General features: G+C 56.8%; 10 protein-coding genes and 2 pseudogenes. 10 read left to right on the forward strand and 2 right to left on the reverse strand.

The genetic code is table 11. The features are described 5' to 3' along the window. Positions 1-167 (forward strand): annotated as a pseudogene (locus KCG46_RS12765) (IS6 family transposase); the annotation flags it as partial. Positions 168-626: 459 nt separating this feature from the next. Here the strand turns inward: KCG46_RS12765 and KCG46_RS11950 are convergent. Beyond that, entirely contained in the window at positions 627-899 is a 273-nt protein-coding gene (locus KCG46_RS11950; RefSeq protein ID WP_218405671.1) for a hypothetical protein, read from the reverse strand. A 105-nt stretch (positions 900-1,004) separates the two neighbouring features. Here KCG46_RS11950 and KCG46_RS11955 point away from each other — a divergent pair, with 105 nt between their 5' ends. The 7 genes and pseudogenes from KCG46_RS11955 to KCG46_RS11985 all read left to right on the forward strand — a co-directional run bounded on the left by KCG46_RS11955 (position 1,005) and on the right by KCG46_RS11985 (position 11,070). Then, positions 1,005-1,721 carry an IS6 family transposase gene (locus KCG46_RS11955; RefSeq protein WP_218405672.1) on the forward strand — a complete coding sequence of 239 codons (717 nt, stop codon included), beginning with the start codon at positions 1,005-1,007 and terminating at the stop codon, positions 1,719-1,721. A 70-nt stretch (positions 1,722-1,791) separates the two neighbouring features. Next, positions 1,792-2,484: pseudogene (locus KCG46_RS11960) on the forward strand (IS6 family transposase); the annotation flags it as partial. Positions 2,485-2,748: 264 nt separating this feature from the next. Next, entirely contained in the window at positions 2,749-3,627 is an 879-nt protein-coding gene (locus tag KCG46_RS11965) for a LysR family transcriptional regulator (protein ID WP_218405673.1), read from the forward strand. A 189-nt stretch (positions 3,628-3,816) separates the two neighbouring features. Further along, positions 3,817-6,948, forward strand: a complete 3,132-nt coding sequence (locus KCG46_RS11970; RefSeq protein WP_218405674.1) for a TonB-dependent receptor domain-containing protein — start codon at positions 3,817-3,819, stop codon at positions 6,946-6,948. Between the two features lie 68 nt (positions 6,949-7,016). After that, positions 7,017-8,255: a M14 family metallopeptidase gene (locus tag KCG46_RS11975; RefSeq protein WP_218405675.1), complete on the forward strand. Its 1,239-nt coding sequence runs from the start codon at positions 7,017-7,019 to the stop codon at positions 8,253-8,255. Beyond that, a complete protein-coding gene (locus KCG46_RS11980) occupies positions 8,252-9,838 on the forward strand; it encodes an N-acyl-D-amino-acid deacylase family protein (protein ID WP_218405676.1) in 1,587 nt (528 codons plus the stop codon). Before KCG46_RS11975 ends, KCG46_RS11980 begins: the two co-directional genes overlap by 4 nt. Next, on the forward strand, positions 9,832-11,070 hold the full coding sequence (locus KCG46_RS11985; protein WP_218405677.1) for a dicarboxylate/amino acid:cation symporter: 1,239 nt from the start codon (positions 9,832-9,834) through the stop codon (positions 11,068-11,070). The genes KCG46_RS11980 and KCG46_RS11985 overlap by 7 nt, the downstream gene beginning before the upstream one ends. A 3-nt stretch (positions 11,071-11,073) precedes the next feature. Here KCG46_RS11985 and KCG46_RS11990 read toward each other — a convergent pair whose 3' ends face one another. Continuing rightward, entirely contained in the window at positions 11,074-12,288 is a 1,215-nt protein-coding gene (locus tag KCG46_RS11990) for an FAD-dependent oxidoreductase (RefSeq protein ID WP_218405678.1), read from the reverse strand. Positions 12,289-12,445: 157 nt separating this feature from the next. Between KCG46_RS11990 and KCG46_RS11995 the strand changes: the two genes are divergently transcribed. Both KCG46_RS11995 and KCG46_RS12000 read left to right on the forward strand, forming a co-directional pair. Beyond that, a complete protein-coding gene (locus KCG46_RS11995; RefSeq protein ID WP_218405679.1) occupies positions 12,446-13,822 on the forward strand; it encodes a lyase family protein in 1,377 nt (458 codons plus the stop codon). A 68-nt stretch (positions 13,823-13,890) separates the two neighbouring features. Beyond that, positions 13,891-15,342, forward strand: coding sequence for an SLC13 family permease (locus KCG46_RS12000; RefSeq protein WP_218405680.1), 1,452 nt, complete (start codon positions 13,891-13,893; stop codon positions 15,340-15,342).

A 15,342-nucleotide genomic window follows, 5' to 3' on the forward strand; every position in this document is an offset into this window, starting at 1 on the left:
AGAGAGCGATGATCAGATTCAGGCAGATGAAGAGCTTACAAAAATTCGCCTCAGTCCATGCCAATGTCCACAACCACTTCAACGCCCAACGCCATCTAGTCGACAGAGAAACCTACAAGACCTCCCGCTCAGTCGCACTGGCTGAGTGGCAAAACCTCATGGCCTGAACTCAAATCCGGTAAGGGAGAGCTTTGCCAGTCGGAGACAAGTTGCGATTAGACTGACAGCACCGCCACCTACCCCCAGCACCAATCTCTGATTACAGGGCGCCTGCGCAAAGCGGCGGTGTGCGCGGGTTTGAACAGGCCAAACCGCCGTTCGCTGGATCTTCAGCATCAGTCTCTGCGCAGATCAGGCCAAATTTGCGCGGCCAGTCTCTTGGCCAATCGCAATCAGATGAGTTTCCCTGTTTAACAGGCAATAACAGGGAAAATTGCTCATTTGAGGCCGAAAACAGAGCTTTTTTGGGACAATTCGCCCGCATGCCTCTGGATAAAAAACCCAGATTACAGAGGGTTAGTCTCTGTAAAATGGGGTTTCCCTGTTAATCGCCGGAACAGGGTATTTATTGGGGTGTAACAGGGGCTTTTATAGCAGGAACAGGCCCTGCTCTTTGCTGGAACAGGCTATTTGGAATGCGGCCAATTGAGCACTTCGCGCTGCTCTTTCCAGCTTAGCGGGATGTGCATTTTGATAAGCTGCTGCAGGTTGAGGGATTGCGGCTGGCGGCCTTCCATAATGCCGCGCTGAATATCCGGAGCCAGAAACGCAAGCCGGAGAATGTTGCGGTTATGGGCAATGGGCGGAGAAACCTCGATCACCGGCATGCCCTTGCGGTCGCGGCCCAGTAAAGAATGAGCGCGGCGGAGCGCTGCGATCAGTGTCGGGTCCGGCGTCACGTCTGGCTTATCGTCTGCGATGATGAGCCGCTGACCTCCTCGCAGGGCACTGTCAGAGCAAATGCACCTGTTTGACGATTGAGGTGGTGAGGGTAGGGCGGTGCGATGCCCAGACCTCGCAAACCAGCCAGTCCGTTCCGCTATTTCAATTCGTCGCCTGAGATCATCCGCTTGGTCGTGATGATGTATGTGCGGTTTCCGCTCAGCTTGCGGAACGTCGAGGACCTGCTGTCAGAGCGCGGGATCGACATTTGCCACGAGACTGTGCGGCACTGGTGGAACCGATTTGGTCCACTGTTCGCAGCCGATGTGCAGCGCCAACGAGTAAGCCGGATGCGCGGTTTTCGGCTATGGAAATGGCATCTCGACGAGGTCTACGTGAAGATCAACGGCGAGCTGCATTACCTCTGGCGTGCGGTCGACCAAGAGGGCGAGATCCTGGAGAGTTACGTCACCAAGAAACGGGACAAAAAGGCCGCGCTGCGGTTCATGAGAAAGGCGCTGAAGCGCCACGGCTCGCCCAAAGAGATCACCACAGACGGTCTCACTTCATACAAAGCGGCGATGCGTGAGCTGGGCAACATGAGCAAACAGGAGGTGGGACGCTGGGCCAACAACCGAGCGGAGAACAGCCATCTACCGTTCCGGCGAAGAGAATGGGCCATGCTTAGATTTCGACAGATGAAATCGCTACAGAAATTCGCTTCCGTCCACGCCAACGTCCACAATCACTTCAATTCCCAACGTCACCTCGTCGACAGAGAAACCTACAAGACCTCCCGCTTAGTCGCCTTGGCTCAGTGGCAAAACCTTATGGCTTGAACTGACACCGGGTAAGGGATAGCCGCGCCGGTCAGAGACAAGTTGCGATTAGACTGACAGCACCCCTGCCAGTCCATTCCGCTATTTCAACTCATCGCCGGAGGTCATCCGCTTGGTTGTGATGATGTACGTTCGCTTTCCGCTGAGCCTGCGCAATGTCGAAGACCTACTTTCAGAGCGCGGGATCGACATTAGCCATGAGACCGTTCGCATGTGGTGGAACCGGTTCGGTCCGCTGTTCGCTGCCGATGTGCAGCGCCAGCGGGTCAGCCGGATGCGGGGTTTTAGGCAGTGGAAATGGCACCTCGACGAGGTCTATGTGAAGATCAACGGCGAACTGCATTACCTGTGGCGCGCGGTCGACCAGGAGGGCGAGATCCTCGAGAGCTACGTCACCAAGACGCGCGACAAGAAGGCGGCACTTCGGTTCATGCGGAAAGCGCTGAAGCGGCATGGCTCGCCCGCGGAGATCACGACCAGCGGTCTGACTTCCTACAAAGCCGCCATGAAAGAACTCGGCAACCGAGACAAACAGGAGGTGGGACGCTGGGCCAACAACAGGGTGGAGAACTCGCACTTACCCTTCCGGCGACGAGAGCGAGCGATGCTCAGATTTCGACAGATGAAGTCGCTGCAGAAGTTCGCTTCAGTCCACGCCAACGTCCACAATCACTTCAACTCTCAACGCCACCTCATTGATAGACAGACTTATAAGACCGCCCGCTCAGCCGCCTTGGCTGAGTGGCAAAACCTTATGGCCTGAATCAACTTTGGGTAAGGGGCAGATGCGCCGATCAGAGACTAGCTGCGATTAGACTGACAGCACCGCCACCCACCCCCAGCACCAATCTCTGACTACAGGGCGAGACGCGTAGAGAAGAGGTTTCTAGTCTAGCGCATCGTTTGCAGTTCCCGGCCAATGCGTTCAGATCACCCTTTGCTATGCCGCGGCCCCGGTCTAAATTTGCGGGTTTTGCCGTAGCCACTCTCTGTTTCTCGATTGCAATTTAATGTGTACATTCGCGCGATGCGAATTCGTCACATTGAAGTGTTTTACCACGTCTACCGCGAGGGCTCGATCAGCGAGGCTGCACGCAATCTTTTCGTGTCCCAGCCGTCCGTCAGCAAGGTTTTACGTCACGCAGAAGACCAGCTTGGTTTTCCACTGTTTGACCGGCGAAAAGGCAGGCTTTACCCAACGGATGCCGGCACCGAGCTGTTTCGCGAAGTCAGCGAGATATATGATCGCGTCTCAGCCTTGAACCGAACAGCGAGCAATATTCGCGGGCGCAAAGGAGGGCATTTGCGGATCGGTGTTCTGCCGTCGCTTGGCTTTGCAATTGTCCCGCCAATGGTCGCCAAACTGCGTGCGGCCAATCCAGATGCCAGCTTTGATCTAAGCACACTTCACAGCGAAGAGATCACTACCGCGCTGTTGGAAAAGCGGTTTGATCTATGCATAGGTTTTGATGACGAGTTCGATGACAGAATTCGCTGCCAGACGATCAATGCGGTGGGTATCGCATTGCTCGCTCAGCGCGGCATGTTTGATGACAACGCCAAGGCGATATCTCCTGATACATTAGACCGCAAAGAAATGATCGGACTGCGCGATAGCGGGCCGGTCGCCGACCGGATTGAGGTTTATCTCGCAAACGCCGGTGTTGAGCCTGTCGTAGCGATATCTGCGCAGACATACTACGTCGCAGCCGAGCTGGTAAAATTGGGCGCGGGCTTTGCAATCGTTGATGGCTTTACGGCCAAACGCTTTGCAAACGAAGACGTGCAATCATTTGCCTTGGATAGATCACCAACTTTACCCTTCGTCGCGATGACGCTGGCTGAGGAAAGCGGAAATGCGTTGGTCGAAGATGCAATCGCGACGCTAACCAGCTTGTTCGGATAGGCGCCGGAAGCAAGGCATCACCCGCTCGTCGAGTGCCGGTTTCCATAACGCTAGGCTATAGGTCTATTGGGATATGATTTTGAAATGGTGTTGCGTGATGAGCCGGATTGACGTCTAATCAAGCAACAAAAGGGGGCGCAGTTCGTTTTTTGAAGGCGGAATGTGCAAAACAATCAGGGGAAGACATTCATGAAAACCGGACCGCGTTTATTCTCGTTCGTAGGCGCATCTGTTCTGGCGCTTGCCAGTGCCAGCGCGCAGGCTCAGTCAACCGATACGGGAACCGGTGATCAGCCCGCCGACGTCACCACGCAAGGCGCCTCTGACCAGCCAGAAATCGTCGTGACAGGCACGCAAATCCGCGGCGCGCAAGTGGATGACGTATTGCCGGTTACGGTCATTGGTGAAGACCTAATTGATTCTATCGACCCTTCATCTGGTGACGAAATTTTCCGGGCAATCCCGCAGGCGGGCTCGGTAGAATTCAACGAACAGAGTACAGCGGGCGGCGTCAACGGAGCGCGCGGCGACATCGCCTCGATCAACCTGCGCGGCCTTGGAACGGGTAACACACTTCTTCTAGTCAATGGCCGTCGGATGCTGTTGAACCCGGGCTTTCAAACAGAGCTGTTTGTCCCTGTCGTATCGCCGGACACCAACACAATTGCGCCGGGAAGCGTTCGCCGCGTTGAAGTTCTGCGCGACGGTGCATCGGCTGTCTATGGCGCTGATGCTGTCGCGGGTGTCGTCAACACGATCCTGCGTGGCAACCGCGATGGCGGCTTCTTGCAGGCCAATTACCGCGCCTCAGACGGCACAGGCCTATTCAGCTACAGGATCAATGGCGGTGTCGGTTTCGATTTTGCTGATGATCGCGGCAACCTGACCTTGTATGGCGGCTATTTCTATGAAAACGGCCTGCGTGCCGAAGACCGGCCGTATTCTGCTTCGAGCGATCTGCGTCCGTTCCTTGTCGGCACTGATTTCGAAGGCGACACGCAGTTTGACAACCGCTCGATCAACAGCCCTTGGGGTGCATTTGACATCCAGGGGTCGAGCGCGACGTCTTCGAACACCACCGCTCTTCGCGATGATGACTTTCACATTCAACCTTGTGTCCTCTTCGGTCCGGCCGGCGCTGCAGATAGCGATGGCCGGGTAATCGATCTGGGCAATGGAATTTGCGCCGATAATGGCGGTACAATCGACCGCGCATTGCGCCATGATCTGGGCGCAAACCGGTTCCTTTATTCAGAAAAGAAACGTTACAATGCGCAGGCTTTGTTCAACTATGAACTGAGCGATACTGCCGAGTTTTACTTCGAGGGTTCATATTACCGCTCGGAAAACTTCCGTGAACGTGAACAGAGTACGATGCTCAGCGCGGTACCGCTCGGTATCGAAGCTACGGCGTTCTACAATCCTTTGGGCGCGACATTGCTGCCGGATGGATCGCCAAACCCCAACCGTGTTGATAACGGCATCGGGTCGGGTGTGACCGATGCTGGACGCGCGCTCCTGATTGAGGATTATCGCTGGGTCGATGCGGGCCCGCGTCTCGGCTCTGTGACTAAAGACGAATTCCGTCTGGTCGCCGGTATGCGCGGCGAGTTTGGCGGGTGGGATTATGACACCGGCTTCCTGTACGCTCAGGCGAACACAACCGACCTGACCCGCAACCGCATTTCGAGCACGCTTGCTCAAGATGCAATCAACCGCACCGATGCGAGCGCTTACAATCCGTTCAACGGTGGCTGTTTCACTGATCAATTCGGCATCAATATCGCCGATTGCACGCCGAACCCACAAAGCGTGATCGATGCGATCAGTATCGACGTGTTCCGCAAGGGCGAGACGACATTGGCGCTGGCGGATTTCAAGGTTTCGCGCCCTGATCTGTTCGTATTGCCAGGCGGCGGTGTCGGCATCGCAGCAGGCGTGGAATTCCGCCGCGAGACTTTCGATGATGACCGTGACGATCGGCTTGATGGAACAATCACATTCACCAACGCGGTGAATGGTGACACATTCGGCAGCGATGTCGTGGGCTCCAGCCCGTCGCCTGATACCAGTGGCAACCGCGAAGTGTATTCGGCCTTTGCCGAGGCGCTGGTGCCGCTTGTTTCGCCAGACATGGGCATCCCGCTGATCGACACGCTTGAATTGCAGTTGGCTGCCCGCTTTGAGGATTTCTCAGATTCGTCCAGCGCGTTCGTTCCTCGTGCAGCGGTGGCGTGGCGCCCATTCGGCGATCTGCTGTTGCGCGGTGCTTGGTCACAAGGCTTCCGCGCGCCGAACCTTATCCAGATCAACGACGCTGGTACCACTCGCTCGAACTCGGTTGTGCAAGCCGTCGAATGCGTTGCCGAGATTATCAAAGGTGACGAGGATGACGTTCCGGATTGCGGCACGCGCGGTACAATCGATTTCCGCTCCGGTGCGCGGGATCTGGAACCGGAGAACACCGAGAGTATCAATTTCGGAGCCGTTCTGACGCCAAGCTTTATCCCAGGTCTGACGCTGACTGCCGATTACTGGCAGGTTGAGCAGGAAGGCATCATCGGTATCTTTGGCAACCGCAATGCACTGCTGCTGGACCTACTTCTGCGTTTGCAGGGCAGTTCGAACCCCAATGTTGTTCGCGACGCACCCGATGCGGGCCAATTGGACTTGTATTCCGGAACTGGAATCAATCCGGCTGGCGACATTCAGCAAATTCTGAACCCGTACCGCAATCTTGACCAGCGGACCTCCGAAGGTCTGGATTTCAGTGTGATGTATGAATTCGGCACTGGTTTTGGTGATTTCGATTTTCAGATCAATGCCGCGCGCTTGCTTGGTTTCGAGCAACAGGCCGGCCCGGATGCTGAACTGCTGTTCTCTGAACTGACACCTGCGCTTCAGCAAATTCAGGAACTGTCTGTCGGAGACGTTGCGGCGCTCACGCCGTTCGGCTTTGGCGAACTGCTTGAAATCGATGGCCGGCCGCGCTGGCGGCTTAGTGGCTCGGCCGCATGGGAAAGCGGACCTGTTCGGATCAACTTCTTCGGGCGATATGTCGACCGCGTGTTTGATCCCGGCGCTCAGCAAGATGACACCGCAGAACTTTTCGAAGTAGGCGATTGGTTCACGCTCAATTTCGGCATCAGCTATTCGATCGATGATACGAATACCGGGCTTGACGGAACACGGCTTCGGTTTGGTGTGAACAACATTCTGGATGAAGACCCACCGCTCGCTGATGAAAGCTTTGGCTTCTACGGCAGCCTGCACAGCGGACGCGGACGTCAATTCTCATTCGATATTCGCAAGAACTTCTAATCCGGCATTGGGCCGCAGCTATGCGCTGCGGCCCTCCACCTTTTTAAGTCTCAAGGGAGCAGGACGCGATGCGCATGCCAGCGATGATTATCGGGCTGTTTCTAAGTCTCGGAGTGATGCCATCCTCCGCTTTGGCCAACAACAGCGAAAGAGCGTCCACAGACGCACCCTCTGGCTGCCAAACGGAAACGGCGCGCATTGATCAGAATTTCCCGACGGGTGCCTATCAATCTTGCGAGGTTAACGGAAACAAGAGTTTCAAGCTGACAATCGCCCCTGAAGACGAAGGCGATATCAATTGCAGCGCCTGGTATGCTTTCCGCGTCAATGCGGCACGCAAGGCGCGCATCACCGTTGATCTCGACTACACCAAATGCGGCCACCGCTACTGGCCAAAGACCAGCACAGACGGCGTGAACTGGGAATTCATGAAGCCAAAATATGTGAAGGTCGAAGGCGAACGCGGGGAGCGTTCGGCGCGATTAACGCTGAAAGTGGATGAGACGCCGCTGTTTGTTGCTGCGCAGGAAATTTTCCCGCCTTCGATCTATGATGCGTGGCTGGATAAACTTGAGCAGATGTCGTCTGCGACAGTCAGTTTGCTCGGCCGCTCTGCTCAGGGCCGCAAGATTGAGCTGCTTCGGATCGCTGACCCCGAAACGACCCCGCGCGAAACGGTTGTGTTGGTCGGCCGCCAGCACCCGCCAGAGGTTACAGGCGCGCTTGCGATGCTTCCATTTGTAGAGACAATAATGGGAGAAAGCGATCTGGCCAAAGCGTACCGTTCGCGATTTGAGACCCTCGCTGTGCCCCTCTTGAACCCGGACGGCGTTGTCCATGGCCATTGGCGTCACAACACCGGCGGGGTTGATTTAAACCGCGATTGGGGTCCGTTCACGCAGCCTGAAACGCGGTTGCTGGGCAATATGCTAAAATGGATCGAGGATGATCCGGTTCGCGATATGCGCGTCCTGATCGACTTTCATTCAACCAATCGTGACGTATTCTATACCATCCCTGATGAACTTCCGACTGATCCCGAGTTGTTCACGAAGAAATGGCTGGAGCTCTATCAGGAGCGCATGCCGGATTACGAGGTGAACCGCGACGCACGGCACACAGAAGGTCGCCCGATCTCTAAGGCACACGCCTTTGACGTTTACGGCGCGCCCGGAATAACTTTCGAGATCGGAGACGATACTGATCGCAAGCTGATCAAGCGTATTGGCCGCGAATCTGCTATCGCGATGATGGAGACGCTGTTGCAAACGCCCGAGCCGGCGAATTCCGTTCCAACAGAAAAATGACGAAGCGGATTGACGCTCCGGTATCGCTCTTCATTCTAGCGAGTCTGGCTGGGTGTCAGACTACGTCAGAGCCTGAGGCCGCAGATACAATCATTGCAGGCGGACAAGTGTTTGACGGGTCAGGTGTCGCCGGGCGCAATGCGGATATCGCCATTCGCGATGGCATGATCCTTTATATCGGGCCGGATGCGTCCTCGCGGTACTCAGCCAAGAACACAGTCAACGCGAACGGCCTGATCGTTGCGCCCGGCTTTATCGATCCGCACACCCATGCCGGATCAGACCTCGCCTCGGACACAGCCAAACGGCGGGCCAATCTGCCATTCGCTTTTCAGGGAGTGACCACTGTTGTTATCGGCAATGATGGCGGCGGTAAGCCAGAAATTGCGGCGCTTGCGCAGGCGGCAAGAGCCGATGGGATCGGTACGAACGCCGCCTACCTGGTGGGTTTTGGATCGGTGCGAGAAGCCGTTCTTGCTAAGGAGAACCGCGCGCCTTCCCAAGCTGAACTGGCGAAAATGAAGAGTATCACCCGCACCGCCATGTGCGAAGGCGCATGGGGATTTTCAGCCGGGCTGTATTATGTCCCGCAAAGCTATTCCCAGACGGATGAAGTCGTCGCGCTTGCCAAAATCGCGGGCGAAGCAGGTGGGTATTTTGACACTCATATGCGTGATGAGAGCACCTACAATGTTACAGTCACAGGCGCGGTTGCTGAGACGCTTGAAATTGGACGCCGAGCCAATCTGCCCGTTCATATCGCGCATATCAAAGCGCTTGGCCCAGCCGTTTGGGGACATAGTGCGCGCATGATCGCGATGATCGAAGAGGCGCAGGCTGCCGGACAGCGCGTCACCGCCGATCAATATCCATGGGAAGCATCGGGAACCCGCATATCAAGCGCGCTCGTCCCGAGGAAGGCGCTCGAAGGAGGGCTTCCGGCTCTGCGTGTGCGGCTCGGTGATCCGGCGCAGCTTGCCGTTATCCGCACCGGTATCGCGACAGCAATCGAGCGACGCGGCGGGGCCGACCGGTTGCTGATTACAGGTCAGCTATCAGGTTCTGATGCACCGGTTGGGAAAACGCTCGCGCAGCTGGCCGAATTGCGCGAACTCTCGCCGGCAGACGCCGCCATTGAGGTTTTGCGCAAGGGCGATGCTCGATTGGCATCCTTCAATATGAGCGCCGAAGACATCGCTGCCTTTGCCAGTCAAGAATGGGTCGTCACCGGTTCAGATGGGTCAAATGGTCATCCGCGCAAGTATGGCAGCTTTCCCAAGGCCTACCGCGACCTTGTTCAGGGAGAGGCGCAGATGAGCCTGGCCCGGTTTATCCGGCGGTCCAGCGGTAAAACTGCGGACATTATCGGCATTGATCGGCGCGGTTATCTTAAGGTCGACTATCACGCAGATGTAGTGATCTTTGATCCTTCGGCATTCGCGCCGAACGCCGACTATTCGGCCCCGCGTAAGCTTTCGAGCGGGGTGGCGCACCTTTACGTCAACGGCGTTCCTGTCATTACCGGCGGGTCATACACCGGCGCGCTCCCTGGCGAGCCGCTGCTTAAGGATACGCAATGCTAAAAGCATGGTTCGGCATCAAATTGTGGCAGCGCGTTCTGGGTGCGCTGCTCCTTGGCGTGCTCGCAGGGCTTTATCTGGGCGAGGGCGCCGAAAGTATCCGGTGGATCGGTGACCTGTTTATCCGTGCGATTCGGATGTTGATCGTCCCGCTGATTTTCTTCTCGCTGGTGTCGGGCATTGCGGCACTGGGCGATCTGAAGAAGCTTGGGAATGTCGGTGGCAAGGCGCTGGGCTTGTTCCTCTTCACCGCCCTCACATCGATCACCCTTGGCCTAACCATGGGCACTATTTTTGAACCGGGCGTTGGACTGGACGTGTCACTGGCTGAGGGCGCGGATATCATCACTCCGCCCGATCTTAGCTGGACCCAGCGGTTGCTGGACTTAATCCCTGAAAATCCCATCATGACGATGGCTGAGGGGCAAATCCTGCCGCTGATCGTATTCGCCGTGTTGTTCGGCGTATCCCTGTTAATGGCTGGGGAAGAAACCGCACCCATCGTTAGAGCCGTGGATGCGGGCGCGGCTGTTATGCAGCAGATGACCATGATCGTGATGGAGCTGACCCCGTTTGGTGTGTTCGCATTGATGGCGTGGGTCACAGGCACGTTTGGATTTGAGGCGCTGCTGCCGCTCGCCACTATGGTGGCGCTGAACTACGCGGGCTGTTTCATCATCATCTTGGTTGTCTACCCGCTGATCCTACGCACAATCGCAAAGCTGCCGGTAATGGATTTCTACCGCGGTATTTTCGACGCGCAGGCGGTGGCGTTTTCAACTGCGTCCTCCAACGCAGCGCTTCCCGTGACGCTACGCTGTGTCCAGCGGAACCTCGGGGTTTCGCGGTCGGTTTCGAGCTTTGTCATCGCGCTGGGTGCAACTATCAATATGAACGGCACGGCCATGTATCTTGGGCTGGTCGCGGTGTTTGGAGCGCAGCTCTTCGGGATCGAGTTAACGATGACGTCGTACTTGCTGATCGCGCTCACCGCGACGCTGGGATCTGTTGGAGCGGCAGGGATTCCGGGATCCGGCCTAATCATGATGAGCCTAGTTCTAAGTGCGATCGGGGTGCCGTTGGAAACCATCGCCTTTGTCGCAGGGATCAATCACATAATGGATATGATGCGCACGATGACGAACGTAACGGGCGATGCGACTGTGGCGGTTGCTGTTGGCCGCATGGCGGGTGAAATTGACGTAGAAGAGTACGAATCCGCCGACGATATTTGAGGTCTAACGCTCGACCAATTCCGCAAGCCGCTCCGCGGAACCCATGGCCAGAGTCCAGCCCAGCGCGCCGTGTCCTGTGTTGATGGCAATCGCCCTGCTCGCCCGACGGATGACGGGCTGAGAGTTGGGCGTCACCGGCCGCAATCCTGCCCAGAATTTGCCAGCCATCGTGTAGTTGCCAGCATCCGGCATGCAATCGCGCGCCGCGTCGATCAGCCATTGTATTTTCGCCGGATCGATATGGTTTGACCCGTTACCCAGTTCTGCAATGCCCGCGACGCGCATCCTGTCCCCCAAATGCGTGAAGACGAGGCGGCGTTTGCCGTCAGTCACAGAAATGCTGGGCGAGCCTTGTGAAAGAGGCATCTCGAATGAGTACCCTTTCATCGGCTGTATAGTGATGGCTTGGCGCAGTGGGCCAAGCAAACGATTGCTATCCGTGGCCGCCGCAACAACCAGAAGATCGGCTGTCAGCACGTTGCCATCGCCAAACGTCACTCTTGCCCCGTCCGGTCTGTCTTCCAAAGCGGAGGCGACGCAATTGAACTGCGTTTTGACACCGTAATCGCGGGTGAGAATGCTCAACAGTTCGCGGCAAAACAGAAATGGATCGCCAACCATTTCAGAAGGTGTGGAGATCGCGCCGACCACTTGGCTGTCAAGCGCGCGATTGCTTGCCAATGCTGGATCAAGCTGCGCCAGATCGCTACGATCCAGAATATGCTGTTCGCAACCACTCGTTGATTTGAGGGCCTGCATTTGCATTGCATGTGCACGATCTCTTTCAGAATAGAGCAGATGGATTTTCCCTGCGACCCGGTGAGCAAATTGCAAATCGTGCTTTTCACACAACGCGTCCATCGCCCGCCGCGACTGCTGCGCCAGATCGAGAACGGCTAGTGTGTTTTCCTGAAATTTTGCTGCCGAACAATTCAGCGCAAATTGGGCAAGCCAACACGCATAATCGGTGCTCGTGGGCATTCGGAAAGACACACCGCCGCCGCCAAACACAAATCGCGGCAGTGAAGCCAGTGCGGCTGGGCTTCCAAGCGCATCGGTGTAGCAATAGCTGAGCTGAGCGCCATTCGCGCGGGAGGTCTCCATCGCTGGGCTGCTTGACCGGTCGACAATCGTCACCTGCCACCCGCGCCGCGCCAGCGCGTAAGCGGATGTGACGCCGATAACGCCCCCGCCGATAATGATCGCGCTTCGCCCCAAAGTGCACCCCTCCTACCGACATTGTCAGCCAGCGAGCATTGACTGTGAAGCGGGTATGGCATGCGAGCCATGAGCGATTGACGAGACGGCCATAAATACGGTCTATAGGACGCAGGAGGGGCGCATCTTGAAAAGCAGTACTGCAAAATCCGTATGCATGATCCCAGCAGCTGCTCTTGGTTTGTTGGCATCTCCTGTCAGCGCCTCGGAGTGCCGGGTCGGTCCGGTGCGCGCGCTGTTTGAATACGAAGCGCAAACCCAGATCATTCTCGATGTAGAAGCCGCCATGGCCCGCGCTCAGGCACAGCATGGCGTGATCCCAGCAGAGGCTGCGCAAGAGATCACTGATAAAGCGCTGGTCGAACTAATTCCGCAGGTGAAGTTTGATGCAACCTACAGCATGGTTCGCCACCGCATGGTTGCTCTGCTGACCGTTTGGCGGGAGAGCCTGAACGATAGCGGCGATCAATATGTTCACTACGGCGCGACGACGGTCGACATCTATGGCACGGCAACCGTGATCCAGATCGATCAAGCTATAGAGCATCTGGACCGCTGTCTGGCTCAGAGCATCGATGTCATGTCCACCCTAGCCGAGGCGCATGAAGAAACTCCCATGATCGGACGGACACTGGGCCAGCACGCGCAGCCGATTACTTTCGGCAAGAAAGTGAGCGCTTGGATTGGCGAATATTCGCGCCACCGCGAACGCTTGGCACAATTGCGCAGCCGGGTGCGACAATCTGCCACGTTGAAAGGGCCAGTGGGCAATTACTCTGGCCTCGGCAACAAAGCGATTGAGGTCGAGCAGAGCTTCGCCTCCGAACTGGGTTTGGACGGCGCATATCTGTCTGACTGGAGCGGAACGCGCGATGTGATCGCCGAGTATGGGCTGACTCTCGGCCTGATTGCGCGATCGCATCAACGCATCGGACAGGAATTGTTTCTGCTGCAGGGCACCGACATTGCCGAAGTCCGCGAAGCTCAGCCTTCCGGAGTGGTTGGTTCCAGCTCTATGCCCCACAAACGCAACCCGCGCGCGCCGGAGCGGCTTATCCATGCTGGCCGGACGATCCCACGCCTTGCAGAAGTTCTGGGCGACGATGTCGTGAACATGTTCGAGCGGGACAACACCTCGCGGCTCACACCGATTGTCGAGGAAATTTCGATCACGTCGGTGGACGCTGTTCGCAGGCTCAATGCGCTGATCGCAGGGCTTGAAGTCGATACTGCAAAAATGCGCGCGAACATTGATCGCACGCGCGGCTTTGCAATGTCGCAGCGCATCGCTTTCGCCTTGTCGAACCATATGCCGCGTGCAGATGCGGAGGCCTTGACCAAATCGGTGATCACGAAGGCGTTGGAAGAAGAGACTGATTTCATCACCGCCTTGTTATCTGAGCCAGCGGTGACCGCGCATTTTGATCTGGAGGCGCTTGCGAAGTTGCTTGATCCAGCTCGCATCGATCCACCCGCAATTGAGCAGGTCGAACGTGTCATTAATCAAGCCAAGACTTCTGGAGCGGATCAATAGACGACGATACAAATCTGCGCCCAGCTTGGGCGATATGGGCGTTTCGTCTTGGCGGGATCGTTGCTGCCATGCTCGTCTACGCGCTGCTCGCGCCTGCTGATCTTTCGGGTGATGCGCGGATTGTCGCCGCAATTGCATCCCTGATGGCTGTGTGGTGGATGACCGAAGCTGTGCCGCTCGCGGCAACATCACTGCTTCCGATTATCTTGATCCCCGCATTGACCGAGCGGAGCGTAGGCGAAACCACTGCATCCTATGCCAGTCCGATCGTGTTCCTGTTTTTGGGCGGTTTCCTGATCGCGATTGCGATGGAGAAATGGGGGCTCCACCGGCGAATTGCGCTGTGGACGCTCAGCAAAGTCGGAATTTCTCCCCGGCGAATAGTGCTTGGTATGATGCTCGCCACGGGCTTTCTGTCGATGTGGGTGTCAAACACAGCGACGACTTTAATGATGCTGCCCATCGGCTTTTCAGTGTTGGCATTGGTGTCGGGGCGCAGCATGGCGGACGGCGTACCTGCCGCGAATGAAGCGCTTGATCCTGAAGTTACCAATTTCGGCATTTGCCTCGTGCTGGCGATTGCATGGTCGGCCAGTATGGGCGGGCTTGGGACGCTGCTAGGCAGTCCGCCAAACGCAATCATAGCAGGGTATGCGAGCGACGAGCTGGGCATTGATATCGGCTTTGTCGATTGGATGATGCTGGGCGTGCCTTTGGCATTCACATTCATTGGTATTGGCTGGGTGATGATGACCCGCATTCTTTACCGCTTTGAGTTGGATGAAATTCCGGGCGGCGAGAACTTGATCGCTGGCGAGATCGCAAAGTTGGGCGAAATGTCCCAGGGCGAAAAAATGGTGGCATTGGTTTTCGGCGGCGCAGCCTTCCTTTGGATCGTTCCGGGCCTGCTTTCCGAACTTCCTTCAGTCACTGCCTCTGCCCCATGGCTCGGCGGCTTAAGCGATGCAGCGATTGCTATCGCGGCAGGCCTCGCTTTGTTTATGCTGCCGGGCGAAGGCAGCAAACGGATGGTGCTCGATTGGCAAGACGCCGAGCGCGGCCTGCCATGGGGGGTGCTGCTGCTGTTTGGAGGGGGCTTGAGCCTCGCAGGAGCCGTTGCAGGAACCGGGCTCGACGATTGGTTTGGCCAGCAGGTCTCAGGGTTGGCCACACTGCCAACGGCTCTGATCATTGGATGCGTCGTGGCGATTGTCCTGTTTCTCACAGAAGTGACCAGCAACACCGCCACGGCTGCAACATTTATCCCTGTTCTGGGCGGGGTTGCTCTAGGCGTTGGGATGGACCCGATGGGCCTGCTCGTGCCTGCCGCGTTTGCCGCGACCTGCGCATTTATGTTGCCCGTTGGCACGCCGCCCAATGCCATTGCTTTCAGCACGGGCGTCGTCACAATTCCGCAAATGGCGCGCGGTGGGTTTGTGCTAAATCTGATCGGGATCGCGCTGGTGACAGGCTTTGTCTATTGGCTGGGCGGCTGGGCCATGGGCCTCGATTTCAGTTAG

This window comes from Erythrobacter crassostreae (genome assembly GCF_019204045.1).
GTDB classification, from domain to species: Bacteria; Pseudomonadota; Alphaproteobacteria; order Sphingomonadales; family Sphingomonadaceae; genus Erythrobacter; species Erythrobacter crassostreae.

Excerpts from the sequence above, each read along its gene's own strand:
- KCG46_RS11975 (WP_218405675.1), top strand. The coding sequence starts at position 7,017 with ATGCGCATGCCAGCGATGATTATCGGGCTGTTTCTAAGTCTCGGAGTG.
- KCG46_RS11955 (WP_218405672.1), top strand. The coding sequence starts at position 1,005 with ATGCCCAGACCTCGCAAACCAGCCAGTCCGTTCCGCTATTTCAATTCG.
- KCG46_RS11980 (WP_218405676.1), top strand. The coding sequence starts at position 8,252 with ATGACGAAGCGGATTGACGCTCCGGTATCGCTCTTCATTCTAGCGAGT.
- KCG46_RS11985 (WP_218405677.1), top strand. The coding sequence starts at position 9,832 with ATGCTAAAAGCATGGTTCGGCATCAAATTGTGGCAGCGCGTTCTGGGT.
- KCG46_RS11995 (WP_218405679.1), top strand. The coding sequence starts at position 12,446 with ATGATCCCAGCAGCTGCTCTTGGTTTGTTGGCATCTCCTGTCAGCGCC.
- KCG46_RS12000 (WP_218405680.1), top strand. The coding sequence starts at position 13,891 with ATGCTCGTCTACGCGCTGCTCGCGCCTGCTGATCTTTCGGGTGATGCG.
- KCG46_RS11965 (WP_218405673.1), top strand. The coding sequence starts at position 2,749 with ATGCGAATTCGTCACATTGAAGTGTTTTACCACGTCTACCGCGAGGGC.
- KCG46_RS11970 (WP_218405674.1), top strand. The coding sequence starts at position 3,817 with ATGAAAACCGGACCGCGTTTATTCTCGTTCGTAGGCGCATCTGTTCTG.